This is a genomic window from Brevundimonas sp. TWP2-1 (assembly GCF_049897645.1).
Classification (GTDB): domain Bacteria; phylum Pseudomonadota; class Alphaproteobacteria; order Caulobacterales; family Caulobacteraceae; genus Brevundimonas.
The window spans coordinates 1,120,882-1,144,473 of record NZ_JAFCWR010000001.1; the positions used below are offsets into that span (position 1 = coordinate 1,120,882).

Annotated in this window: 27 protein-coding genes; 21 read left to right on the top strand and 6 right to left on the bottom strand. The window is 67.7% G+C overall.

Going from position 1 to position 23,592, the window contains the following annotated elements; all coding sequences use genetic code 11:
- Positions 1 to 8 precede the first annotated feature (8 nt).
- Complete coding sequence (locus tag ACP7BH_RS05590) at positions 9 to 662, bottom strand: response regulator (protein ID WP_008264155.1); 654 nt, start codon at positions 660 to 662, stop codon at positions 9 to 11.
- 62 nt (positions 663 to 724) lie between these two features.
- Between ACP7BH_RS05590 and dsbD the strand changes: the two genes are divergently transcribed.
- The 10 genes from dsbD (at position 725) to ACP7BH_RS05640 (ending at position 10,740) form a co-directional block, all read left to right on the top strand.
- Positions 725 to 2,617, top strand: a complete 1,893-nt coding sequence (gene dsbD / locus ACP7BH_RS05595) for a protein-disulfide reductase DsbD (RefSeq protein WP_244999702.1) — start codon at positions 725 to 727, stop codon at positions 2,615 to 2,617.
- Positions 2,614 to 3,408 carry a TlpA disulfide reductase family protein gene (locus tag ACP7BH_RS05600; protein ID WP_008260699.1) on the top strand — a complete coding sequence of 265 codons (795 nt, stop codon included), beginning with the start codon at positions 2,614 to 2,616 and terminating at the stop codon, positions 3,406 to 3,408. Before dsbD ends, ACP7BH_RS05600 begins: the two co-directional genes overlap by 4 nt.
- A gap of 22 nt (positions 3,409 to 3,430) precedes the next feature.
- Complete coding sequence (locus ACP7BH_RS05605) at positions 3,431 to 4,105, top strand: DsbA family protein (RefSeq protein ID WP_008258895.1); 675 nt, start codon at positions 3,431 to 3,433, stop codon at positions 4,103 to 4,105.
- An 8-nt stretch (positions 4,106 to 4,113) separates the two neighbouring features.
- Positions 4,114 to 5,541 (top strand): bifunctional metallophosphatase/5'-nucleotidase, encoded by a 1,428-nt coding sequence (locus ACP7BH_RS05610; protein ID WP_219354419.1) that lies wholly within the window; start codon positions 4,114 to 4,116, stop codon positions 5,539 to 5,541.
- An 11-nt stretch (positions 5,542 to 5,552) separates the two neighbouring features.
- Entirely contained in the window at positions 5,553 to 6,170 is a 618-nt protein-coding gene (locus ACP7BH_RS05615) for a class I SAM-dependent methyltransferase (protein WP_244999703.1), read from the top strand.
- Between the two features lie 29 nt (positions 6,171 to 6,199).
- Complete coding sequence (locus ACP7BH_RS05620; RefSeq protein ID WP_219354421.1) at positions 6,200 to 6,724, top strand: DsrE family protein; 525 nt, start codon at positions 6,200 to 6,202, stop codon at positions 6,722 to 6,724.
- A 99-nt stretch (positions 6,725 to 6,823) separates the two neighbouring features.
- Positions 6,824 to 7,474, top strand: a complete 651-nt coding sequence (locus tag ACP7BH_RS05625) for a peroxiredoxin (RefSeq protein ID WP_219354422.1) — start codon at positions 6,824 to 6,826, stop codon at positions 7,472 to 7,474.
- A gap of 64 nt (positions 7,475 to 7,538) precedes the next feature.
- Complete coding sequence (locus tag ACP7BH_RS05630; RefSeq protein WP_425982987.1) at positions 7,539 to 8,438, top strand: MBL fold metallo-hydrolase; 900 nt, start codon at positions 7,539 to 7,541, stop codon at positions 8,436 to 8,438.
- Positions 8,438 to 9,211, top strand: a complete 774-nt coding sequence (locus tag ACP7BH_RS05635) for a substrate-binding domain-containing protein (protein WP_219354424.1) — start codon at positions 8,438 to 8,440, stop codon at positions 9,209 to 9,211. The genes ACP7BH_RS05630 and ACP7BH_RS05635 overlap by 1 nt, the downstream gene beginning before the upstream one ends.
- A 35-nt stretch (positions 9,212 to 9,246) precedes the next feature.
- The gene (locus ACP7BH_RS05640) at positions 9,247 to 10,740 is read left to right on the top strand and encodes a L,D-transpeptidase family protein (RefSeq protein ID WP_219354425.1); all 1,494 of its coding nucleotides are present in this window, start codon (positions 9,247 to 9,249) and stop codon (positions 10,738 to 10,740) included.
- Positions 10,741 to 10,743: 3 nt separating this feature from the next.
- Here ACP7BH_RS05640 and ACP7BH_RS05645 read toward each other — a convergent pair whose 3' ends face one another.
- The 3 genes from ACP7BH_RS05645 to ACP7BH_RS05655 are packed head-to-tail and all read right to left on the bottom strand — an operon-like array spanning position 10,744 to position 12,240.
- A complete protein-coding gene (locus ACP7BH_RS05645; protein WP_219354426.1) occupies positions 10,744 to 11,139 on the bottom strand; it encodes a cupin domain-containing protein in 396 nt (131 codons plus the stop codon).
- A gap of 25 nt (positions 11,140 to 11,164) precedes the next feature.
- Positions 11,165 to 11,584 (bottom strand): ArsR/SmtB family transcription factor, encoded by a 420-nt coding sequence (locus ACP7BH_RS05650; RefSeq protein WP_008259045.1) that lies wholly within the window; start codon positions 11,582 to 11,584, stop codon positions 11,165 to 11,167.
- Complete coding sequence (locus tag ACP7BH_RS05655) at positions 11,581 to 12,240, bottom strand: peroxiredoxin (RefSeq protein WP_244999704.1); 660 nt, start codon at positions 12,238 to 12,240, stop codon at positions 11,581 to 11,583. Before ACP7BH_RS05655 ends, ACP7BH_RS05650 begins: the two co-directional genes overlap by 4 nt.
- Before the next feature lie 104 nt (positions 12,241 to 12,344).
- Between ACP7BH_RS05655 and ACP7BH_RS05660 the strand changes: the two genes are divergently transcribed.
- The 10 genes from ACP7BH_RS05660 to ACP7BH_RS05705 are packed head-to-tail and all read left to right on the top strand — an operon-like array spanning position 12,345 to position 19,708.
- Positions 12,345 to 13,286: an MBL fold metallo-hydrolase gene (locus ACP7BH_RS05660; protein ID WP_219354427.1), complete on the top strand. Its 942-nt coding sequence runs from the start codon at positions 12,345 to 12,347 to the stop codon at positions 13,284 to 13,286.
- Between the two features lie 13 nt (positions 13,287 to 13,299).
- The gene (locus tag ACP7BH_RS05665; RefSeq protein WP_008259836.1) at positions 13,300 to 13,734 is read left to right on the top strand and encodes a YeeE/YedE family protein; all 435 of its coding nucleotides are present in this window, start codon (positions 13,300 to 13,302) and stop codon (positions 13,732 to 13,734) included.
- Positions 13,731 to 14,150, top strand: coding sequence for a DUF6691 family protein (locus tag ACP7BH_RS05670; RefSeq protein ID WP_008259144.1), 420 nt, complete (start codon positions 13,731 to 13,733; stop codon positions 14,148 to 14,150). The genes ACP7BH_RS05665 and ACP7BH_RS05670 overlap by 4 nt, the downstream gene beginning before the upstream one ends.
- Positions 14,151 to 14,179: 29 nt before the next feature.
- On the top strand, positions 14,180 to 14,602 hold the full coding sequence (locus ACP7BH_RS05675; RefSeq protein WP_008260019.1) for a TIGR01244 family sulfur transferase: 423 nt from the start codon (positions 14,180 to 14,182) through the stop codon (positions 14,600 to 14,602).
- Positions 14,599 to 15,876 (top strand): NAD(P)/FAD-dependent oxidoreductase, encoded by a 1,278-nt coding sequence (locus tag ACP7BH_RS05680; protein WP_008260866.1) that lies wholly within the window; start codon positions 14,599 to 14,601, stop codon positions 15,874 to 15,876. The genes ACP7BH_RS05675 and ACP7BH_RS05680 overlap by 4 nt, the downstream gene beginning before the upstream one ends.
- Positions 15,877 to 15,884: 8 nt before the next feature.
- Positions 15,885 to 16,679 (top strand): sulfite exporter TauE/SafE family protein, encoded by a 795-nt coding sequence (locus ACP7BH_RS05685; RefSeq protein WP_008264059.1) that lies wholly within the window; start codon positions 15,885 to 15,887, stop codon positions 16,677 to 16,679.
- 9 nt (positions 16,680 to 16,688) lie between these two features.
- Positions 16,689 to 18,116: a cytochrome ubiquinol oxidase subunit I gene (locus ACP7BH_RS05690; protein WP_008263196.1), complete on the top strand. Its 1,428-nt coding sequence runs from the start codon at positions 16,689 to 16,691 to the stop codon at positions 18,114 to 18,116.
- Entirely contained in the window at positions 18,106 to 19,107 is a 1,002-nt protein-coding gene (gene cydB / locus ACP7BH_RS05695; RefSeq protein ID WP_008259839.1) for a cytochrome d ubiquinol oxidase subunit II, read from the top strand. The genes ACP7BH_RS05690 and cydB overlap by 11 nt, the downstream gene beginning before the upstream one ends.
- Positions 19,107 to 19,235 (top strand): DUF2474 domain-containing protein, encoded by a 129-nt coding sequence (locus tag ACP7BH_RS05700; RefSeq protein WP_194943540.1) that lies wholly within the window; start codon positions 19,107 to 19,109, stop codon positions 19,233 to 19,235. The genes cydB and ACP7BH_RS05700 overlap by 1 nt, the downstream gene beginning before the upstream one ends.
- Positions 19,232 to 19,708 (top strand): methyltransferase family protein, encoded by a 477-nt coding sequence (locus ACP7BH_RS05705; protein ID WP_008259823.1) that lies wholly within the window; start codon positions 19,232 to 19,234, stop codon positions 19,706 to 19,708. Before ACP7BH_RS05700 ends, ACP7BH_RS05705 begins: the two co-directional genes overlap by 4 nt.
- 646 nt (positions 19,709 to 20,354) lie before the next feature.
- Here ACP7BH_RS05705 and ACP7BH_RS05710 read toward each other — a convergent pair.
- Positions 20,355 to 20,780 carry a DUF305 domain-containing protein gene (locus ACP7BH_RS05710; RefSeq protein WP_008259726.1) on the bottom strand — a complete coding sequence of 142 codons (426 nt, stop codon included), beginning with the start codon at positions 20,778 to 20,780 and terminating at the stop codon, positions 20,355 to 20,357.
- Between the two features lie 57 nt (positions 20,781 to 20,837).
- On the bottom strand, positions 20,838 to 21,113 hold the full coding sequence (locus tag ACP7BH_RS05715; RefSeq protein WP_040349360.1) for a metal-sensitive transcriptional regulator: 276 nt from the start codon (positions 21,111 to 21,113) through the stop codon (positions 20,838 to 20,840).
- Between the two features lie 102 nt (positions 21,114 to 21,215).
- Between ACP7BH_RS05715 and ACP7BH_RS05720 the strand changes: the two genes are divergently transcribed.
- Positions 21,216 to 23,570, top strand: coding sequence for a heavy metal translocating P-type ATPase (locus ACP7BH_RS05720; protein WP_040349359.1), 2,355 nt, complete (start codon positions 21,216 to 21,218; stop codon positions 23,568 to 23,570).
- Positions 23,571 to 23,592 lie beyond the last annotated feature (22 nt).

The following is a 23,592-nucleotide window of genomic DNA, read 5'->3' on the forward strand; positions in this document are numbered from 1 at the left end:
GATCGAGCTCATTGCAGGGTGTATCCCACGCCGCGGACGGTGCGGATGAAGCCGGCTCCCAACTTGGCCCGCAGATAGTGGATGTGCACTTCCACGGCGTTGGAGCCGATCTCCTCCTGCCAGCCGTACAGGCGTTCTTCCAGCTGACTGCGCGAGAGGACCTGTGCGGGCCGTTCCATCAGGGCCTCCAGGATAGCGAACTCACGTCTCGAAAGGGGCAGGTCCCCCTCTTCACGCCAAGCCAGACGCGACTTGGGATCGATGGTCACCCCGCCGTGGCGCAAGGCGGGGGTCGAACGTCCGAGCAGGCGACGCCGCACCGCGCGCAATCGCGCGGCCAGCTCGTCGAGATCGAACGGTTTGCCGACATAATCGTCCGCGCCGGCGTCCAGACCCACTATGCGGTCCCGACTGTCATCGCGCGCCGACAAGACCACCACGCCGACATCCATGTCGCGCTCTCGAACGAAACGCAGCACCGAAAGGCCGTCGCCGTCAGGAAGACCCAGGTCCAGCACGACCGCATCGAACGCCGAGCTTTCCAGCGCCGCGAGGGCGTCCTCGACCCGCCCGACGACCTCGACCGTCCAGCCACAGGCGCTGAGCCCGACCTGGAGGCCGTCAGCGAGAACGGGATCGTCTTCTATGGCGAGCAATCTCATGCGTTGTGACGTGCAAGCTCCGGCTTAAGCCTGACTTAAGCTCGCTTGCCCACGAGATGGCCATGAGGTTTTTCCGCCGACTGCTGCCCGCCGCTCTCGCTCTTCTGTCCTTCGCCCTACCGGGTTCGGCCTTGGGTCAGGCTCCGCTTTCGCCTGACAAGGCCTTCGCCCTGACGGTGACGCGTGAGGCTGACGGCGACCTGGCCTTCGCCTGGGACATTGCGCCTGGCCATTATCTCTATCGTGACCACACCGTCGCCAGCACGCCGGGCGGGAAGGAGTCTCTGCCGCTGGAACTGGCCGCCGGCGAAACCAAGGACGATCCGGGCTTCGGCGTCGTCGACGTCTGGCATGACGCGGGTCGCGCGATCCTGTCGGCGCAGACGTTGACGCAGGCCGGCGAGCCGACGTCGGTCAACATCACCTATCAGGGCTGCCTCGAAGACTCGATCTGCTACCCGCCGATGACGCGCACCATCGACGTGCCGACCCGGCCGCAGTCCGACGTGGCCGCGCGGGAGGCCGATGCGCAGACCGCACAGGCCGCGGCCATGCTGGCGATCCAGGCGCCGGGCGCTGCACCCGCGCCCGAGAACGACGAGGGAGCGGCGGCGCCTTCGCCGGTCGCGTCATCGCCGGCGGTCACTCTGGACGCCAACCCGGGCTTCGTCGATCGCCTGGCGCTGCAGGGCGGGGCGACCTGGGTCCTGCTCTCCTTCTTCGGCTTTGGCGTGCTGCTGGCCTTCACGCCCTGCGTCTTTCCCATGTATCCGATCCTGGCCGGCGTCATCGGACGCGGCGTGGACGGGCGCGGTACGCGCCGAGGCCTGATGCTCTCGGTCGCCTATGTGCTCGGCCTTTCCATCGCCTTCGCCCTCCTGGGCGTCGCGGCCGCCTGGTCCGGACAGAACCTGCAGATGGCGCTCCAGTCGGTTTGGGCCGTGGGCGCTCTGGCTGTCGTCTTCGTCATCCTCGCCGCCTCCATGTTCGGCGGCTTCGAGTTGCAACTGCCCTCGACCTGGACCAGCCGCCTCTCCCGCGACGGCGGCGATGGCCGGCGGTCCCTGCCCTCAGCCGCAGGTCTGGGCTTCGTCTCCGCCCTTATCGTGGGGCCTTGCGTCACCGCGCCCCTGGCGGGCGCCCTGCTCTACATCGCCCAGACCGGCGACGTTGGGCTGGGCGCGGCGGCCCTGTTCTTCCTGGGCCTGGGCAAGGGGGTGCCCTTGATCGTGTTCGGCACGGTCGGCGCGCGCTTCCTGCCCAAGGCCGGGCCGTGGATGGACCGGGTGAAGATGCTGTTCGGCTTCATCTTCCTGGGCATGGCCTGGTGGCTGGCCAGCCGCATCCTGCCGCCGAACGCGACGCTGGCTCTCGGCGCGGCGCTGGCGCTCGGTCTGGCGGCGGCCCTCGGCCTGTTCCAGCCGCTGAGCCCGAACCTGAGAAACGGCGTCGCCCGCGTCGCCGGCCTGGCGGCCGCGACCTGGGGCCTGTTGCTGCTCGTCGGCCTCAGTCTCGGGGCGGACGACCCTTGGCGTCCGCTTGAGCCCCTAGCGCGTCCCGCCGGAGCCGCAGCCGCCGCGCCGGTCGAAACCGCGGCGGTCGTGCTGGATCAGACGGCGCTGGACCGCGCCGTCGCCGATGCCGGCGCGCGCAAACGTCCCGCCCTGGTCTATTTCACCGCTGACTGGTGCGTCAGCTGCAAGGTGATCGAGCGGACGGTGTTCGAGGACCCCGCCGTCATCGCCAGCCTTTCGAACACCGACCTCATCAAGGTCGACGTCACGCGCAGCACGCCCGAGGCGCGCGCGCTTCTTGAGCGGCACGGGGTGGTCGGACCGCCGACGATGATCTTCCTTTCGCCCTCGGCGACCGAAGCGCCGGGCAGCCGACTGATCGGAGAGATGTCGGCCCAAGACGTCGCATCCGCCCTGCAGAGCGCCGGAGCCGCCGCATGAACGCCATCACCCTGGGCCCGCTCGTCCTGTCGGGAGAGCGGTTCGCCATCATCGCCGGCGTGTTCGTCTTCATGATCGGCGCCGGACTGCTGGCCAGCCGGGTCAGCCCGCGCTTCAATCTGTGGAGCACGGTTCTGGTCTTCGGCGGTCTGGCCACCGCCCGCCTCGGTCACGTGGCGACGCACTGGGAGTATTTCGGGGCCGACCCGTGGCGAGCGCTCGCGATCTGGCAGGGCGGGTTCAGCTGGATCTGGGTCGCGCCGGTCATGATCCTGGCCACGATCCTGCTGCTGCGCACGACGCGCGAACGCGCCTGGGCCATTGCGCCTGTGCTGGCCAGCGCCCTGGTTTGGACTACCGCCCATCAGTTGGCCTCGGCGACGCAGCCCATGGCGCCGCCCGCCCTGACGCTGGCCGCGATGGACGCCCCGCCCATCAACCTCTCCGCTCCGGGCGACCGGCCCACGGTGATCAATCTCTGGGCCACCTGGTGCCCGCCCTGCCGGCGCGAGATGCCGGCTTTGGCCCAGGCCGAAAAAGCCCATCCGAATGTGCGCTTCCTCTTCGTCAACCAGGGCGAGGGCGAAGCCGGCGTTCGGGCCTTTCTGCAGAGCCAGGGGCTGGCCCTCGACCATGTGCTGTTCGACGAGGCCATGGCGGTGCCCCGCCACTACGGCACGGCCGGCATTCCGGTGACCCTGTTCCTCCACGCCGACGGCCGTCTGGCCAAGGCCCACATGGGGGAAATCGCCCCCGAACAGATCGCGACCGAAATCGCGCGTCTGCACTGACCCCTCGCCTCACGGAGCTTCCATGAACCGCACCTTCGCCCCTGCCCTCGCCGCCGTCCTGGCGCTCGCCGCCTGCGGCCCCGCCGACGCCGACAACGGCGCGGCGCCCGCCAGCCCTTCCGCCGCCTCCGGACAAGACATGCCGCCCATCGCCCAGGTCGGCTTCAACGATCTGCTGCGCGACCCGGCAGCGCCCTTCATCGGCGCCGAAAACGCCGATGTGACCATCATCGGCTTCGTCGATTACAACTGCCCCTACTGCAAGAAGATGCAGCCGGAGATCGACGGCCTGCTGAAGGCGGACCCCAAGGTGCGCGTCCTGTACAAGGACTGGCCGATCTTCGGCGACGTCTCGGAGACCGCCGCCCGGACCGCCCTCGCCGCCAGTTACCAAGGCAAGTACGAGGCCGTCCATAACGCCTTCATGCTGTCGCCGTCGCGCATCGGCGACCAGGCGGACATCACGCGTCTGGTCCAGTCGGCCGGCGTGGACATGGCGCGCCTGAATCAGGACCTGGCCGATCACCGCGCAGACATCGACGCGGTGCTCGACCGAAACGGCCGAGAAGCGGCGGCCCTGGCCCTGCAGGGCACGCCCGCCTTTATCATCAACGGCAATCTGATCCCCGGCGGCATGCCCCAGGCGCAACTCGAAGCGGTGATCGGTCGTATCCGCTCCGGACAACCGCTGCGCTGAGACCGGCCATGACCACCTTGACCCTGCTCCAGCTGAACGACCTGCACGGCTATCTCGAGCCGCATCCCGAACTGGTGCGCACCGAAGGCGGCTGGCGGTTCGAACGGCTGGGCGGGGTCGCCCGCATCGCGCGCCTCTTCGAAGAGGCGCGCGCCGAAGGTCCATGCCTGACCCTGGACAACGGCGACACCTTCCATGGCACGCGGGTCGCCGTCGCCAGCCGGGGCGAGGCCTTGGTCCCGATCATGAACGCCCTGAAGATCGACGCCATGACGGCGCACTGGGAGTTCGCCTATGGCCCCGCGGGGTTCAAGGCGTTGGCGGCGCGACTGGATTATCCCGTCCTGGCCGCCAATGTCTTTCGCAAGGATGACGGCGCGCCGGTGTTCGACGGGCGATGGGTGTTCGAGCGCGGCGGTCTGAGGATCGGCGTGATGGGCCTGGCCTGCCCCATCGTCGACAAGACCATGCCCCCCGCCTTCTCCGAAGGCGTGCGGTTTGAAATGGGTGTGGCCGAAGCCCGCGAGCAACTGCACCAGCTCCGCGAGGAGAAGGTCGATCTGGTCGTCCTGCTGTCGCACCTCGGCTTTCCGCAGGATCTGAAGTTGGCCGCGGAAACACCGGGCATCGACGTGATCCTGAGCGGCCATACCCATAACCGCCTGCACGAGCCGGCCCGCGTCGGCGACACCCTGATCATCCAGTCCGGCTGCCACGGCGCCTATATCGGCCGGCTGGACCTCGAGATTGCAGAGGGCCGCGTGTCCCTGCGCCGCCATCGGCTCATAGCCGTGGACGCTGGCCCCCAAGACGATCAAGTCGCCGGCTTGGTGGAGACGGCCCTGGCGCCCGAGCGGGAGCGTCTGGCGCGCGTCGTCGGCCGCACGGCCATTCCCCTTCACCGCTACGCCATGGCGAGCGCGCCGATGGACGACGTCCTGCTGGCGGCGGCGGCGCAGGCAGCGGGCGTGGACATCGCCTTCTCGAACGGCTGGCGGTATGGCGCGCCCGTCGCGCCGGGTCCGGTCACTCTGGGCGACCTCTACAATATCGCGCCGATGAACCCGCCCATCTCGCGCACGACGCTGACCGGAGCCGAGTTGAAGGCGATGCTGGAAGAGAATCTTGAGCGCACCTTCGCCGCCGACCCGTATGAGCAGATGGGCGGCTACATCAAACGCTGCCGGGGCCTCACGGCCTTTGTGAAGCTGGAGAATCCCAAGGGGCAGCGCCTTGATCGCCTGCTGGTCGGGGACCGACCTTTCGAGCCGGAGGCGGACTATCCGGTGGCCTTCGTCACCGCCCAGGGCGTGCCCGAACATTACGGGCGGGACCGCCGGACGCTCGACATCGACACTGTGGGCGCGCTTGAATCCTGGTTCGCCGACCATACGCCCGGCGAGACCGATCTGCCCGCCAGCGTCCTCATCATATGAAGGAACACCTTATGGACTCCGTCGCCGCCCGCGACTTCTGGAATAGCCGCTATGACCGCCAGGACTATCTGTTCGGCAAGACGCCCAACGCCTTCCTGGCCGCTCAGATCGCGCGGCTCCAGCCCGGCATGACCGCTCTGGCGGTCGCCGACGGCGAGGGACGAAACGGCGTTTGGCTCGCCGAACAGGGCCTGACCGTCACGACCACGGACATCGCCCCGCGCGCGATCGAGAAGGCCCTCGCCCTGGCCGAGCGACGCAGGGTCACACTGGACGCCCAGGTGGCGGACCTCGAGACCTGGGCCTGGCCGCAGGATGCGTTCGACGTCGTGGTCGCCGTCTTCATTCAGTTCGCCCCGCCTCCCCTGCGCGACCGACTTTTCGAGCGTATGAAGGCGGCCGTGAAGCCTGGCGGCCTGTTCCTGCTGCAGGGCTATCGGCCGGAACAGATCGCCTATGGAACGGGCGGTCCGGGCCAGGTCGAGAACCTCTACACCGAGGCGCTGCTCCGCGACGCCTTCGCCGACTTCGACATCCTGCATCTGAAAAGCCACGACAGCGACGTCTCCGAAGGCGCCGGCCACAGCGGCCGGTCCGCCCTGATCGATCTCGTCGCCCGCCGTCCCTGACCCCCAGCGCCCGCACACCGGAACCGGCCATGAAAACCCTCCTCCTCGCCCTGTCCCTGGCCGCCTCCCTGGCGGCCTCCCCGAGCTTCGCTCAAGCTGTTTCAGGCTTCGGCGGCTTCAAGCCCCTGCCCGAGGCCGGCGAACAGCCGGATCCGTCGCGCGTCTATCGGGTCATCTTCGACGTGTCCCAGGGCGGTCCGGACGACAGGCCGCTGAAGGGACTGGATCGCGTTGCGCGGCTGGCGAATATGCTGGCGGCGGGCGGCGTGGACGCCGACCATCGTCAGATCGTCGTTGTGCTACACGGCGCCGCCACCCCTGCGGTCCTCTCCGACGCCGCCTGGGCCGCGCGCGGCAAGGGCGACGCCAACCCCAACAGCGCCCTGATCCGCAGCCTCATCGCCGCCGGCGTCCAGGTTCGGCTGTGCGGCCAGGCCATGGCCGGGAACGGCATCGCGCAAGCCGACCTCGAACCGGGCGTGAGCGTTGATCTCGCCGCCCTGATGACGGTCATCCACCTTCAACAGGCCGGATATGCCCTGGTTGTGAACTGACGTCTCGGCATAGGCGGAACCTTCACTGGCCATAAGAACTATTAGTTTGGGTAAGTGTGTATGTAAGTGTTCAATGGGGCGTCTGAAGGAGACATCGACATGACCGGACTGCCCCGCCTCAACGAACCCGCCCCCGACTTTCACGCCCGCACCACGCACGGGGATCGCAGCCTGGCCGATTACCGCGGCAATTGGCTGATCCTCTTCTCCCACCCGTCGGACTTCACCCCGGTATGCACGACCGAGTTCATCGGCTTCGCCAAGCACGCGGATGAGTTCGCCGCTATGAACTGCGAGCTCCTGGGGCTCTCGATCGACAGCATCTTCTCGCACCTGGCCTGGACCCGGAACATCAAGGAGAAGTTCGGCGTCGAAATCCCCTTCCCCATCATCGAGGATCTGAAGATGGAGGTGGCCCAGGCCTACGGGATGATCCACCCCGGGGCGGCCGACACCTCGGCTGTCCGCGCCACCTTCCTGATCGATCCGGAAGGCAAGCTGCGCGCCATGGTCTACTATCCCATGAGCAATGGCCGCAGCATCGAAGAGTTCGTTCGGCTGCTCACCGCGCTCCAGGCGTCCGACGCCAACGGGGTCGCGACGCCTGAGAACTGGCGCCCTGGCCAACCGGCTATCGTCCCTCCGCCCAAGACCGCCGAGGCGGCCGAGGCTCGCGCTTCCGAGGGTTACGTCTACACCGACTGGTATTTCTCGACGCGCGACCTCCCCGACGCCCCGAAAGCCGCCTGATCGGACGCTGGCCGGACCGCGCAAGCGGTCCGGCCCTGTTCTTCGCAAACCAAACGGAGCCTTCATGCAGATCATCGACCACGGCGGAGCCCGCATCGCGGCGCTCCACGACAAGAAGACCGGCAGTTGGCAATATGTCGTCTCCGACCCGGTCAGCCGCAAATGCGCGATCATCGATCCGGTCTGGGATTTCGACGAGAAGGCGGCGGCGACCTCGACCCGCAACGCCGACGCCATCCTGGACTACGTGAAGGCTGAAGGCCTAACCGTCGAATGGCTGCTGGACACCCATCCCCACGCCGACCACTTCTCCGCCGCGCCCTACCTCAAAGAGAGACTGGGTGCGCCGACCGCCATCGGCGAGAAGGTCATCGGCGTCCAGAGGCTGTGGAAGGACATCTACGGCCTGGACGACGACTTCCCGACCGACGGTCGCCAGTGGGACCGTCTCTTCCAGGCCGGAGATACGTTTGCTGTCGGCGACCTGCAGGGGCGGGTCATCTTCTCCCCAGGCCACACCCTGGCGTCCATCACCTATGTGATCGGCGGCAACGCCTTCGTCCACGACACCTTGATGATGCCCTATGCCGGCACCTCGCGCGCCGACTTTCCGGGCGGCGATTCCAAGGCCCTCTACCGAAGCATCCAGGACATCCTGGCCCTGCCCGATGAGACCGGCATCTTCGTCGGCCACGACTACGGTCCCGATGGCCGCGAGCCCGCCTGCTTCAGCACCGTGAGAGAGCAGAAGGCGGACAACATCCATGTCGGCGGCGGACGCGGAGAGGCGGATTTCGTGCGGCTTCGCGACGGCCGGGATGCCACCCTTCCCCTGCCGAACCTGATGCTCTACGCGCTTCAGGTGAACATCCGCGGCGGGGTGCTGCCGCCACCCGCCGAGGACGGCCGCATCTATTTCAAGATCCCCGCCAATCACTTCGCCGCGCCCCAGGAGAACTCTTGATGCGTCCTTCCACCCTGGCCCTGGCCGCCCTTTTGAGCACGACGGCCCTGGCCGCCCACGCCCAGACGCCCGCCGATCCTCTTCATGTCTACGGTCCGGGCGGCCCCGCCCCCGCCATGCGCGAAGCGGCGAAGGCCTATGAAGCGCGCACCGGTCGCGCCGTGGCCGTCGTCGCCGGACCCACGCCCCAATGGCTGGACCAGGCCAAGGCGGACGGCGACCTGATCTTCTCCGGCTCCGAGACGATGATGACCGACTTCGTCAGCGCTCTGGAGGGCCGCATCCGCGCCGAGGCGGTCGAGCCGCTCTATCTGCGCACCGCCTCCATTCTCGTTCGCCCGGGAAATCCGAACGGCATCGGCGGCCTGGAAGATCTCTTCCAGCCGGGTCGCCGAGTCCTGGTCGTCAACGGCGCGGGCCAGAACGGCCTGTGGGAAGATATGGCCGGTCGCACCGGCGACATCGCCAAGGTGCGCGCCCTGCGTCGCAACATCGTCGTCTACGCCCGCAACAGCGCCGAGGCCCGACAAGCCTGGATCGACGGCCCGACGCTCGACGCCTGGATCATCTGGGGCATCTGGCAGGTCGCCAATCCGGACCTCGCTGATGTGGTCGAGGTCGAAGAGCCCTATCGCATCTACCGCGACGCCGGCGCCGTTGTGACCGAGACCGGCCGCCAGGACGCCGACGCCCAGCCGTTCCTTGAATTTTTGAAGTCCGACGAGGGAGCCGCCATCTTCGCGCGCTGGGGCTGGCGGACCGGCCAACCTTAAGCCTGCCTTAAGGTGAACCCCGCGGTGTCGGCGGCATGGCCAACCGTCGCTCCTTCACCCTGAACCGCCGACACCTGCTCGCGGCGGCCGCGGCGCCGCTCTGGCTCTCGACAACCGCCCGAGCCGCATCGGCGCCCGCCGCCTTGAACATCAGCGCCCTGACCGCAGCCTTCTACGCCGCCCGCGGCGGACGCCCGGCCTGGGCGGGGCCAGCGCGCCGGCAAGCCATGGACGCCCTGGCCCTGGCGGACCGCCACGGTCTATCAGCGCCCGACGGTCTGGCCCTAAGTGAAGCCGAACTGACCCAGGCCGTCCTGACCCTGGCCGAGGCGCTCGCCCATGGCCGGGTCGACCCGGCATCCGTCGAGACCCTTTGGGAGATGGGTCGCAACCAGGTCGATACGCCGCCGCTGCTGGCGACGGCGGTCGACGACGGAACGTTGGCCGAGACGATGGCGGGCCTCGCTCCCCAGGACCGCGGCTATCAGGGCTTGTGCGACGGCTTCCTTCGCTATCGCGCCATCGCCGACCGCGGCGGTTGGCCGCCCTTTGCCCTGGGCGCGACGATCGAACCGTTTGCGTCCGACCCCCGCCTTCCCGCCCTCCTGCCGCGCCTTCGGGTGGAAGGCGATCTCACCGACGCCGCCGCCGCGATGGTCGGCCCGTCTGGCGGTGACTACGGGTCGGTGCTGCAAGAGGCCGTTCGGGTGTTCCAGGTGCGCCACGGTCTGGAGGCGGACGCCCGCATCGGCCCGGCGACCCAGCGGGCGCTGTCGATTTCGGCCGAGGCCCGTGCTCGCCAGATCGCGCTCAATCTGGAACGCCGCCGTTGGCTAAAGAGAGACGTCGCCCCGGAGCGGATCGAGGTGAACACCGCCGCCTCCATCATGGTCTACTGGAAGGATGGTCGGCCCGTGCATTCGATGCGGGTCGTGACAGGTGACGCCGACAATGCGACGCCCAGCCTCGAACGGCCCTTCGCCTCGGTCGTCGCCAATCCGCCCTGGACGGTCCCGACCTCCATCGCCCAGCGCGAGATCCTGCCGCGCGGCGCCGCCTATATGCGGGCGAACAACATGACGATCCAGAACGGCATGGTGGTTCAGCGCGCCGGCCCGAACGCCGCCCTGGGCCAGGTCAAGTTCGAACTTCAGGACAGCTACGCCATCTTCCTGCACGACACCCCGTCGCGGGGTGCGTTCGACCAGAGCTTCCGCCATCTCAGTCACGGCTGCGTGCGGGTGCAGGACGCCGTCGGCTTCGCCCGCCTTCTGCTGGCGCCCGACCCCGAGAGGCTCGCCCGCTTCGATGCCGCGCTGGACAGCGGCCAGACCGTCCGTGTGGCGACCGGTCGGCCGATCGACGTACGTCTGCTGTATTGGACCGCCTTCCTGGACGGCCAGGGCCGCGTCGCCTTTCGCGATGACATCTATCGTCGCGACACCCGTCTGGCGGAGGCGTTGGGTATCGCCCTGCACCTGCCGCGGCCCGACGACCGGCGCGCCGATGCTGACGACGTCGGCCCCTGACGGTTATTCGGTCGTGCGGCCGTCGAAATGCTCGTGGTCGGCGGAGGCCTCTTCCACCGTGGCGTGAACCGTCCCGTCGAGATGCTCCGGCGGGCCATAGAGGGTGTAGAGCCGAAGCGGCTCGGACCCCGTGCTGACCACATTGTGCCGGGCGCCCTGAGGGACGATGACCCCGTCGTCCGCCTTCACGGCGTGACGAACGCCGTCGATCCAGATTTCGCCCTCGCCCGCCTCGATGCGGAAGAACTGGTCGCGGTCGTCGTGGACCTCTTCGCCGATCTCCTGACCGGGCGGAATGGCCATGAGGACGAGCTGCAGATTGTGGCCGGTGTAGAGAACGCGGCGAAAGTCTGTGTTCTCTTCCGTCAGACGTTCGATATTGTCGATGAAGCCCTTCACGAGAGTCTCCTGTGCGGGTTGGCCGTCAGCGACGTGCGACGGCGGTGATGCGCGCGAACTGAGCCGTGTCGCCGCGAGCCGGCGTCGATGGACGGGGCGCCGGGGCGGCGACGCGCGCGCCGACCGCCTTCGCATCGCCGCAGAAGATTTCGTACAGCATGCCCATCACCGCCTGGGCCCGTTCGTCGGCGATCGAGTAGAAGATCGAGCGCGACTGCCGACGCGTCTTGACCAGACCGTACTGGCGCAGCTCAGCCAGCTGCTGGGACAGCGCAGGCTGTTTGATGCCCAGGTCCGCCTCGAGCTGGCCCACCGACCGTTCCTCCTCGGCGATGTGGCACAGGATCAGCAGCCGGTTGGCGTTGGCCAGCTGGCGCAACAGCTCTGCGGCCTCCGGCGCCTTTTCCTTCAACCGCTCCATGGCGGCCGCTTGATCGTCGGTCATGCGCGGCGCTCGCGATAGTACCAGGGCGCATCGCCGTCACCGTCGGCGATGGCGGCGTCCAGGGTGGTGGCGGCCGGCTCCAGGAGAGCGTCGCCGGGCGTCCAGCCCGCCGGCGTGGAGGCCGCCTCGCGGTCCGAGGTCTGCAGGGCGGTCACGAGACGCAGCAGTTCATCAACCGAGCGGCCGATGTTCATCGGGTACCAGCTGATGGCGCGCACCACGCCTTCGGGATCGATCACGAAGGTGGCGCGCACCGTCGCGCTGTCGCTCGAGCCGGCGTCCACCATGCCGAAGGCGTGGCCGATGGCCATGGAGGGATCTTCGATGATCGGGAACGGCACCTTCACGCCGAAGCGGCGGTAAATGTCCTTCAGCCAGGCCAGGTGAGAATACAGACTGTCCACCGACAGGGCCATCAGATCGCAGTCGATCGCCGCGAAGACGTCGGCCTGCCGGGCCAGGGCCACGAACTCGCTAGTGCAGACCGGCGTGAAGTCCGCCGGATGCGAGAACAGCACCAGCCAGCGTCCACGGTAGTCGCTGAGGCGCTTTTCGCCCTGCGTCGTGCGCGCGCTGAAGTCCGGCGCCGTATCGTTGATGCGCAGGGCGCGCATTGCGGGGGGATAGACGGCTGGCCCGGTGTCGATCGTTTCCATAGCCGCAAGCTAAGCGCTTCCCACCGTTTCCGCTATATTAAAATACATACTTGCACGAACTATGAATGGGTATATGTGTTGAGTCACCGAAACGGAGACACGCCATGTCCTCGCCCATCCCCGATCCCGCCCGCGACCACGCCGCCGACATCGTGCGCGCCGCGCTGGGCGATCCTCGCCAGCGCCCTGTCGTCAGGTCATTCTTCGACGAGGCCACCTTCACCGTCAGCCATGTCGTGCGCGATCCCGGCTCCGACGTCTGCGCCATCATCGACAGCGTGCTCGACTACGATCCGGCGTCCGGCCGCACCGCCCACGCCTCGGCGGACGCCCTCATTGATTACGTGAAATCCGAAGGTCTCACGGTCCAGTGGCTGTTGGAGACCCACGCCCACGCCGATCACCTGTCGGCGGCGCCCTATCTCCAAGAAAAGCTCGGCGGTCAGCTGGCCATCGGCCATGAGATCCTCACCGTCCAGGCGGTCTTCGGCAAGATATTCAACGAAGGGACCGACTTCCGCCGCGACGGCAGCCAGTTCGACCATCTGTTCAACGACGGCGACCGGTTCGAGATCGGCGGGCTGAAGGCCACGGTGCTGCATGTGCCCGGCCACACCCCGGCCTGTCTGGCCTATGTCATCGGCGACGCTGTCTTTCCCGGCGACACCATGTTCATGCCCGACTACGGCACGGCGCGCTGCGACTTCCCCGGCGGCGACGCCGGGACCCTGTATCGCTCGATCCATCGCCTGACCTCCCTGCCGGACGAGGCGCGGGTCTTCCTGTGCCACGACTACAAGGCGCCTCCGGGCCGGACCGAGTTCGCCTGGGAGACCACCATCGGCGCCCAGCGCACCGGCAACATCCATATCCGCGACGGCGTCAGCGAGGACGAGTTCGTGGCCATGCGCACCCAGCGCGACGCCACCCTGCCCATGCCCAGGCTGATCCTGCCGTCAGTCCAGGTGAACATGAACGGCGGCCGCCCGCCCGAGCCCGAGGACAATGGGGTGCGCTACCTCAAGGTCCCGCTGAACGCGCTGTGAGGCGAGCCCCCCCATGCCTGAACCCATTTCCTTCGTCTGGCCGCTGGCCGGCGGCCTGCTGGTCGGCCTGTCCGCCGGCCTTTATCTGCTGCTGAATGGGCGCGTGGCCGGGATCTCCGGCCTGACCGCCGCGGCGACCGGCCTGTCGAAAGGCGCGCCGCGCACCCTGGACCTGCTTTTCATCGCCGGCCTGCTGGGCGGCGCGGCCCTGGCCTCAGCGCTGATCCGCAGGCCCGAGGTGCAGATCACCTCGGACATCTGGCTGCTGGTGCTCGGCGGCCTGATCGTCGGTTTCGGCACCCGCTGGGGCTCGGGCTGCACCAGCGGCCACGGCGTCTGCGGCCTGGCCCGCCTGTCGCCCCGCTCCATCGTCGCCACCGGCGTCTTCATGGCCGTCGCGGCCCTGACCGTCTTCGTCACCCGCCACCTGTTGGGAGGCCTGGCATGAACCGGCTGATCGTCGCCGTCCTGTGCGGCCTGCTGTTCGGCGCCGGCATGGTGGTGTCCGACATGATCAACCCGGCCCGCGTCCTGGCCTTCCTGGATGTGACGGGCGCCTGGGACCCCTCGCTGGCCTTCGTCATGGGCGGGGCGCTGATCCCCTCCGCCATCGCCTATCTGATCCGCCGGCGCATGGAGACGCCGGTCGCGGCCGAGACCTTCCATGTGCCTGAGAGCCGCACCATCGACACCCCTCTGGTCGGCGGGGCCGTCCTGTTCGGCCTGGGGTGGGGGCTGGTCGGTCTGTGCCCCGGCCCGGCGCTGGCGGCCCTGACGACCGGCGCCTGGCAGGCCTTCGTCTTCGTCGGCGCCCTCGTGGCCGGCATGGCGCTGTTCCGCCTGACGCTCGACCGAAACGCCTGAACCAGAAAAGACCCTAGGGAGACAAAGCCATGGATATCCGCCCCCTGGACGAGGCCCTATCCGCCTCGCCCCAGATCGCCCCGGAAGACCTGCCCGCCATCGCGGCCCAGGGTTTCCGGTCGGTGATCTCCAGCCGACCCGACGGCGAGGAGCCCGGCCAGCCCAGCGCCGAGGCTCTGCGCCAGGCCGCCAAGGCCGCCGGCCTCGCCTTCGCCCACGTTCCCGTGGTCGGCGGCGCCATCTCCGACCAGGACGTGGCGGACTTCCGCGAGGCTCTGGCTGACCTGCCCCAGCCCGTGTTCGGTTTCTGCCGCACCGGCACGCGCACGACCACCCTGTGGGCGCTCACGAACGCCGGCTCGGAGAGCCCCGATCATCTGATCGCCCGCGCCAAGAGCGCCGGCTACGACCTCGGCGCCCTGCGTCCCCGTCTTGAAGGAGCCGCGTCATGAGCGCCCAATACGCCCTCCTGGATTCCTGCGATGTCCTGATCGTCGGCGGCGGATCCGCCGGCATCGCCACGGCCGCCAGCCTCCTGCGCCGCCGCCCAGGCCTCGATGTTCGCATCGTGGAGCCGTCCGAACATCACTACTATCAGCCCGGCTGGACCATGGTCGGCGCCGGCGTCTTCACGCCCGAGCGGACCCAGCGCCGCACCGAGGACCTGATCCCCCAAGGCGCCCAGTGGGTGCGTGGCGCGGTCGCGGCCTTCGACCCCATCCATGATCGCGTCGAACTGACCGACGGCCGCTGGATCGGCTATCGGATGCTGGTCGCGGCGCCGGGGCTGAAGCTGGACTGGGCGGCCATCCCTGGCCTGGCCGAAACCCTGGGACGCAACAACGTCACCTCCAACTACGGCTACGAGACTGCGCCCTACACCTGGAAGCTGGTGCAGGCGATGCGCAGCGGCCGGGCGATCTTCACCCAGCCGCCCATGCCGATCAAATGCGCCGGCGCCCCGCAAAAGGCCATGTATCTGTCAGCCGACCACTGGCGCGACAACGGCCGCAACGACATCGAGATCGAATTCCACAACGCCGGCCCGGTGTTGTTCGGGGTCAAGGACTACGTCCCGGCGCTGATGGAATATGTCCGCAAATACCGCATCGACCTGAACTTCGGGTCGAAACTCGTCGCGGTGGACGGCCCGGCGCGGATCGCGACCTTCGCCGTGACGGGTGCGGACGGCGAAGTGCGCCAGGCGCGGCGCGAGTTCGACTTCCTGCACGTCTGCCCGCCGCAGACCGCGCCGGACTTCATTCGCGAAAGCCCGCTGGCCGCCGAAAGCGGCTGGATCGAGGTGGACGACGCCACCTTGCGCCACAAGCGGTTCGAAAACGTCTTCGGCCTGGGCGACGCCTGCTCGGCGCCCAACGCCAAGACCGCTGCGGCCGCCCGCAAACAGGCGCCCGTCGTGGCCGAGAACATCCTGTCGCTGCTGGACGGCCAGCCGATGCGGGCGGTCTATGACGGCTATGGCTCATGCCCGCTCACGGTCGAGCGCGGCAAGATCGTCCTGGCCGAGTTCGGCTATGGCGGCAAACTTCTGCCAAGCTTCCCGAAATGGATGCTCGACGGCACGAAGCCGACCCGTCTGGCTTGGCACCTGAAGGCTCAGGCCCTGCCCGAGATTTATTGGCTGGGCATGCTGAAGGGCCGCGAATGGCTGGCCAGTCCCGAGCACGTCGAGCCCGCGATCCAACCTCGTCCCGCCGTCGCCTGAGCCGGATCATGGACCTGTCCCCGCTGCAGTACGGCCTCGGCGCCGGCGCCGGCTCGCTGGTCGGCTTCACCCTCGGCCTGGTCGGCGGTGGCGGGTCCATCCTGGCCGTGCCGCTGATCGTCTATCTTGTGGGGGTCAAGGATCCGCATCTGGCGATCGGCACCAGCGCCTTCGCCGTCGCGGCCAACGCCTTCGCCAATCTGCTCAACCACGCGCGCCACGGCACGGTGAAATGGAAGATCGCCGGCCTGTTCGCCTTGGCCGGCGTCTTCGGCGCCTTTCTCGGCTCCAGCCTGGGCAAGGCGGTTGACGGTCAGAAGCTGCTGGCTCTGTTCGCCGCGCTGATGCTGGTGGTCGGGGTGCTGATGCTGAGAGGCCGCTCGGCCTCGGGGGACCCCGACGTGGTGCTAACGCCGGGCAATGCGCCGAAGCTCGTGGGAGCCGGCGCCCTGACAGGGATCATGTCCGGCTTCTTCGGCATCGGCGGCGGCTTCCTGATCGTCCCTGGCCTGATGGTCTCGACCCGCATGCCCATCTACTATGCGGTCGGCTCGTCGCTGGTCGGCGTGACGGCCTTCGGCCTGACGACGGCCTTCAACTACGCCCTGGACGGCTGGGTCGACTGGCCACTGGCGGCCGTCTTCATCGGCGGCGGGGTGTTGGGCGGTCTGGTCGGCGCACGGCTGGCCAAGGCCCTGTCAGGACAAAAAGGCCTATTGAACACAGTGTTCGCCGGGCTGATCTTCGTCGTCGCCTTCTATATGCTTTACCGCAGCGCCGGCGCGCTCGGCCTGATCGGGTGAGACCACACCATGGAACTTGACGCCCTGATCCTGGCGCGGATGCAGTTCGCCTTCACCGTCGCCTTCCATATCGTCTTCCCCGCCTTCTCCATTGGCCTCGCCAGCTATCTGGCCGTGCTGGAGGCCCTGTGGCTGAAGACGGGGCGAGACCTCTATCTGAACCTGTTCAAATACTGGCTGAAGATCTTCGCCGTGGCCTTCGGCATGGGCGTCGTTTCGGGTTTGGTCATGTCCTACCAGTTCGGCACCAACTGGTCGGTCTTCTCCGACAAGGCCGGACCGGTCATCGGCCCCTTGATGGCCTATGAGGTGCTCAGCGCCTTCTTCCTGGAGGCGGGTTTCCTGGGCGTCATGCTGTTCGGCCTGAACCGCGTCGGCAAGAAGCTGCACTTCCTGGCCACCCTGATGGTCGCGATCGGCACCTTCGCCTCGGCCTTCTGGATCCTGTCGGTCAACAGCTGGATGCAGACCCCGCAAGGCTACGCCATCAACGAGGTCGGCCAGTTCGTACCGGCCGACTGGTTCAAGATCGTCTTCAATCCCTCCTTCCCCTATCGCCTCGCCCACATGCTGCTGGCGGCCTATCTGACCACCGGCCTGGTGGTCGGCGCGGTCGGGGCCTGGCACCTGATGAAGGAGCGGACGAACAAGGGGGCGCGCAAGATGTTCGCCATGGCCATGGGCATGATCCTGGTCGCCGCCCCGGTCCAGATCTTCATCGGCGACATGCACGGGTTGAACACCCTGGAGCATCAGCCCGCCAAGGTCATGGCGATGGAAGGCCATTTCGAAAGCCACCCGGACGGGGCGCCGCTGATCCTGTTCGGCATTCCTGACCGCGAGGCGGCCACCGTCCACGGCGCGGTCGAGATCCCCAAGCTGTCGTCCCTGATCCTGAAGCACGATCCGAACGCGCCCCTGGCCGGTCTGGACACCATCGCCCGCGCCGACTGGCCGCCGGTCGAGATCGTCTTCTGGTCCTTCCGCGTCATGGTCGGCCTGGGCATGGCCATGCTGCTGCTGGGGCTCTGGGGGCTTTATGCTCGCCTGCGCAAACGCCTCTACGATGCGCCCTGGCTGCACCGCTTCGCCCTGATCATGGGGCCGATGGGCTTCGTCGCCGTGCTGGCGGGCTGGATCACCACCGAGGTCGGCCGTCAGCCCTGGACCGTCTATGGGCTGCTCCGCACCGCCGACAGCGCGGCGCCCCTGGCGGCGCCCGCCGTCGCAACCTCCCTGGCCGCCTTCGCTGTGGTCTATTTCACCGTCTTTGGCGCCGGGGTCTTCTACATCCTGCGTCTGATGAGCCATGCGCCGCACCGGGACGAGCCGGGCGTGGCGGAAACCCCGATCCGCACGGCGGGCATCACCCCCGCCCCCGCCATCGACCCGGACCGCCCCATCCCGACCGGCGAGGAGACCGATCATGAGCGTTGATCTGACCCTGGTCTGGGCCGGCCTGCTGGCCTTCGCCGTCTTCGCCTATATCGTCATGGACGGGTTCGACCTGGGCGTCGGCATCCTGTTCCCGACGCTGAAGGCCGGGGACCAGCGCGACAAGGCGATGAACTCGATCGCCCCGGTGTGGGACGGCAATGAGACCTGGCTGATCCTGGGCGGCGGCGGCCTGTTCGCCGCCTTTCCCCTCGCCTACGCCGTGTTGATGCCGGCGGTCTATACGCCGATCATCGCCATGTTGCTGGGCCTGGTCTTCCGGGGCGTGGCGTTCGAATACCGCTGGCGCACGGTGCGGGCCAAGCCCGTCTGGGACGTCGCCTTCTTCGGCGGCTCCCTGCTGGCCGCCTTCTCCCAGGGCGTCACCCTGGGGGCCATCCTGCAGGGGGTCGAGGTGTCGGGCCGCGCCTATGGCGGCGGCTGGTGGGACTGGCTCAGCCCCTTCAGCCTGCTGACCGGCGCCGCCGTCGTCGTCGGCTACGCCCTTCTGGGGGCCACCTGGCTGAACATGAAGACGGAAGGCGCGCTCCAGACCCACGCCCGCGCGCAAGCCTGGAAACTGGGTCCGGCGACCCTGCTGATGATCGGCGCGGTCAGCCTGGCCACCCCCTTCCTCGACGGCGAATACGCCCGGCGCTGGTTCGACTGGCCCGGCGTGCTTCTGACGGCCCAGGTGCCGTTGCTCGTTCTGATCGTCGCGGCCGCCTTCTTCTGGACCATGCGTCAGAAGCGCGAAGTCTGGCCCTTCCTGCTGTCGCTGGGCCTGTTCGCCGTCACCTTCGCGGGTCTGGGCGTCAGCGTCTTCCCCTACGCCGTGCCCGACGAGATCACCCTCTGGCAGGCCGCCGCCCCGGCCTCCAGCCAGCTGTTCATGCTGGTCGGCGCCCTGATCCTGATCCCGATCATCCTGGCCTACACCGCCTATGCCTACTGGGTGTTCCGGGGCAAGGTCGGCGACGACGGTTACCACTGATGCGTCGCGACTCCAGAAACGGGCTCCGGCAGGGCCTTTGGTTCGTCGCCCTCTGGGTGCTGGGCGTGGGTGTCCTGGGCGTGATCGCCTATCTGCTGCGCGGCGTTCTCAAGCTGGCCGGCGGGTGACGCCGCAGGCGCCGAACCGCTGGCCCTGGCCGCCGCTCATCACGGGCGGCGCCGTCCTTGTCGCGCTCATCACGGCGCGTCTATGGACTCCGCCCGCCCTCTTCCCCGGCGCCTTCGCCGCCGGCGGCCTCCTGGTCGGGCTCGCCCTTGGTCTGGACCTCTGGGCCATGCTGGAGATGCGGCGGCGGCGCGCCAACATCTTGCCGCACCGGGCGGCGACCGCTCTGGTCACGACCGGTCCGTTCGCCTGGAGCCGCAACCCGATCTATCTCGCGAACGGGCTGCTTCTGCTCGGCCTCGGGGGCCTGTTCGACAACGCCTGGTTCTTCGTGGCCGCCCCCGTCGCCGCCTTCGCCACCGACCGTCTCGCCATCCGGCGCGAGGAACGACACCTGGCGGCCCTCTTCGGCGCGGCGTGGTCCGTGTACGTGGGCCGGGTGCGCCGCTGGCTGGGCCGGCGGATGACGTCGTGATCCCCTTTCGCCCGGCCCACAGACGCCTCCCTATCCCGTCGCTTCGTCACTACCGTGAGGTTACGGGGCGCGGCATGTGAACCAAGCAGCTATGCTCCGCTCATTACTCCGCAATCATCTCGTCAGGGGGCGCCTTATGACTGCCCCTCACTCCCACTCGATTACACAAATTACCCCAAGCCGCTGATCGGCTTGGGGTTTTTTCTCGCATCTCGGTCGCCGGACCGATTGAATAACCGACAAACGGGAAGTATTCTGAAAACATTCAGAAAATTCTAAGCAATAACATTTGCGTGAATTCGTCATCTTTTGCGGTCTATCGGACTTTCTGAGCACCGAGATGCAATGCAACGAGTTCGATTCGCCTTGCCACTTTGCACCATCACTCGGACGTACACTGTATCTCATGCGCATGTTCGTCGTCGAGCTTACCGGCTCGATCGTATGGCGATAGCGACAAGCGTCGTCGATGCCTGTCATGCCGCGCTCGACGACCGGAATGCAAACGCCGCACTGGCTTTGCGGCCGACGGCGTCCTGATTTTCGACGACGGCGGGACTGGCCGATCGGTCTTTCGCCACGAGGACGACAGATGGCGGATTACGCACATCCGTTGGTCCTCGGACGCGGTGCCCTGATCTCGCGATCAGGCGGCGGGAGTCGCTGACGCTCCCTTCTGGGCGAGCCAGGCGTCGATCAGGGTGATTTCGCGCTCCTGAGCCGAGATCACCGCCTGGGCCAGGTTCCGCGCTTGGGCGTCCTTGCCTTGCGCGAGCTCCACACGGGCCATCGAGACGGCTGCGACGTGGTGACCTCGCATCTGCGTCATGAAGTCGATGTCCGCGTCCCCGGTGAAGGGAGGCATCGCCTCCATCATCGTGTTCATCGATGCCTTGTAGCCTTGGGTGGCGACGGAGTCGCCGGGCGCAGGCGCAGCCATGCCGCCCTCCATTCCGCCATGGGCGTCCGCCGCTGCGGCGGCCTCAGGCGCGGCTACGGCGGGCTCTTCGGCTTGCGGGGAACAGGCCGTAGCCAAGGCGCAGGCGGCGAGGACGAGGCTGATGCGTTTCATGACGGCTCCTTGGGATCCGACGTTAGCGACCAGGAGGGCCCATTCGTTCCGCCAACTCTACCGTCCGGCCCGCGCCAAGAGCTCGATCAGCTCGCCGGCCTTGGCCTTGCGATCCTCGGGATCGTCGCCGGTCATGGCGCCCATGACGCAGTGGTCGAGGTGATCCCGTAGCACTTCGGTCTCCACGCGATGGAGCGCGGCTCGAACGGCCTGAAGTTGGGTCAGCAAGTCGACGCAATACCGGTCATCTTCAACCATGCGGGAGATTCCCCGCACCTGGCCTTCGATCCGGCTGAGCCTGTTGAGGACTTTGGGTTTCGTGTCGGTTTGCATGCGGCCTGTCCTCCTGAGCGCCCCCATATACCCCAGACGGGTATCTTGCGATATACCCCCCATGGGTATATGTGAGCCCTTCGGTCAGCCGGAGAGAGCGACATGTCCACGCATCCTCACAATCATGCCTCGGGTCACGCCTGCTGCGGGGCGAAGGCCTTGGATGGCGCGGCTACGGTCAAGGATCCCGTCTGCGGCAAGTCGGTCGATCTCACGACTACCGCTCACCGAGCCAGTCATGGCGGTCAGGACTATTTCTTCTGCTCGGCGGGGTGCCGGACCAAATTCATCGGCGATCCGATGCGTTACCTGAACCCTCGCGTGGAGGCCGAGCCGGCCGTTCCCGGCGCCATCTACACCTGCCCGATGCACCCCGAGATCCGGCAGGAAGGCCCAGGCTCCTGCCCGATCTGCGGCATGGCGCTTGAGCCGGAGACGGTCACGGCGGAAGCCCCGCCCAACCACGAGCTGATCGACTTCACCAGACGCTTTTGGGTTGGTCTGGTCCTGACCCTGCCGGTCTTCGCCCTGGAAATGGGCGGACACCTGGCCAATCTCCACATGTTCATCCCGGGCCAGATGTCGAACTGGATCCAGTTCGCTTTGGCGACCCCCGTGGTTCTCTGGTGCGGCTGGCCCTTCTTCGAGCGCGGCTGGACATCGCTGCGCACCCGGCGGCTGAATATGTTCACCCTGATCGCCATGGGGGTCGGCGTGGCATGGCTTTACAGCGTCGTGGCCGTCGTCGCGCCAACCCTGTTCCCGCCCGCCTTCCTGAAGGCCGACGGAAGCGCGCCGGTGTATTTCGAGGCGGCGGCGGTCATCACCGTGCTGGTCCTCGTCGGGCAGATTCTGGAACTGCGCGCCCGCGAACAGACGTCGGGCGCGATCCGAGCCCTGCTGGACCTCACGCCCAAGACCGCGCGCCGAATCCGGGCGGACGGCGTCGATGAAGATGTCTCGCTTGACCAGATCGCCGTCGGCGACCGCCTGCGGGTAAGGCCCGGAGAGAAGATCCCGGTCGATGGCGAACTCCTGGAGGGTCGGGTCGCTGTCGACGAATCCATGGTGACCGGCGAGTCCATGCCGGTGACCAAGGATGTCGGCGACCGCGTCGTGGCCGGCGCGCTCAACAAGACCGGATCCTTCATCATGCGCGCCGACAAGGTGGGCGCCGACACCCTGCTGTCGCAGATCGTCCAGATGGTGGCCCAGGCCCAGCGCAGTCGCGCCCCGATCCAGCGGCTGGCCGATACGGTCTCCGGATGGTTCGTTCCCACGGTGATCGCGATCGCCCTGCTCGCCGCCGTCGTCTGGGGCCTGGTCGGTCCCGAGCCCCGTTTGTCCTACGCCCTGGTCGCCGCCGTTTCGGTGCTCATCATCGCCTGTCCCTGTGCGTTGGGTCTGGCGACGCCGATCTCGATCATGGTCGGGGTGGGACGTGGCGCCCACGCCGGCGTCCTGATCAAAAACGCCGAGGCGCTCGAACGCTTCGAGAAGGTCGACACTCTCGTTCTGGACAAGACCGGCACCCTGACGGAGGGCCGTCCGTCGGTAACGGCGATCCTGCCCGCCCTCGGCTTCGTTGAAGCCGACATCTTGCGTCTTTCGGCCAGCCTCGAGCGGGGCAGCGAACATCCGTTGGCCGACGCGATTGTCCGGGCAGCCAAGGACCGGGACATCCCCCTTACCGAGGCCGTGGACTTCGACAGCCCGGTCGGTCGCGGCGTTCGCGGGACGATTGAGGGCCGCCAGGTCGCCCTGGGCAACACCCGTTTTCTCGGCGAGCTTTCGATCGACGTCTCCGCGCTGGAGCCGAAGGCGGAGGCCCTTCGCCACGACGGCGCCACCGCCATATTCGTGGCGATCGACGGAAAGGCGGCCGGGGTCATCGGCATCGCCGATCCCATCAAGGCCACCACGCCGGCTGCGATCCTCGCGCTGAAAGCGGCCGGTCTGCGGCTGGTGATGATGACCGGGGACAACCGGACGACGGCCGAAGCGGTCGCGCGTCGCCTCGGCATCGACGAAGTCCAGGCGGAGGTTCTGCCGCAGGACAAGGCGTCTGTCGTTCAACAGCTTCGTTCGCAGGGTCGGATCGTCGCCATGGCGGGGGATGGCGTCAACGATGCCCCTGCCCTCGCCGCAGCCGATGTCGGCGTCGCCATGGGGGCGGGTTCGGACGTCGCCATCGAGAGCGCCGGCGTCACGCTGCTGGGCGGTGATCTGCAAGGCATCGTGCGCGCACGGCATCTGTCCCGTGCGGTGATGGGCAACATCCGCCAGAACCTCGTTTTCGCCTTCGGCTACAACGCCCTTGGCATCCCCGTGGCGGCTGGCCTGCTTTATCCCGTCTTCGGCTGGCTTCTCTCGCCTGCCCTTGCGGCGCTCGCAATGGCGCTCTCCTCGGTCAGCGTCATCGGCAATGCGCTGAGACTGCGCGCGGTGAGGCTTTAGCCAAGATAGGCAATCAACAGTC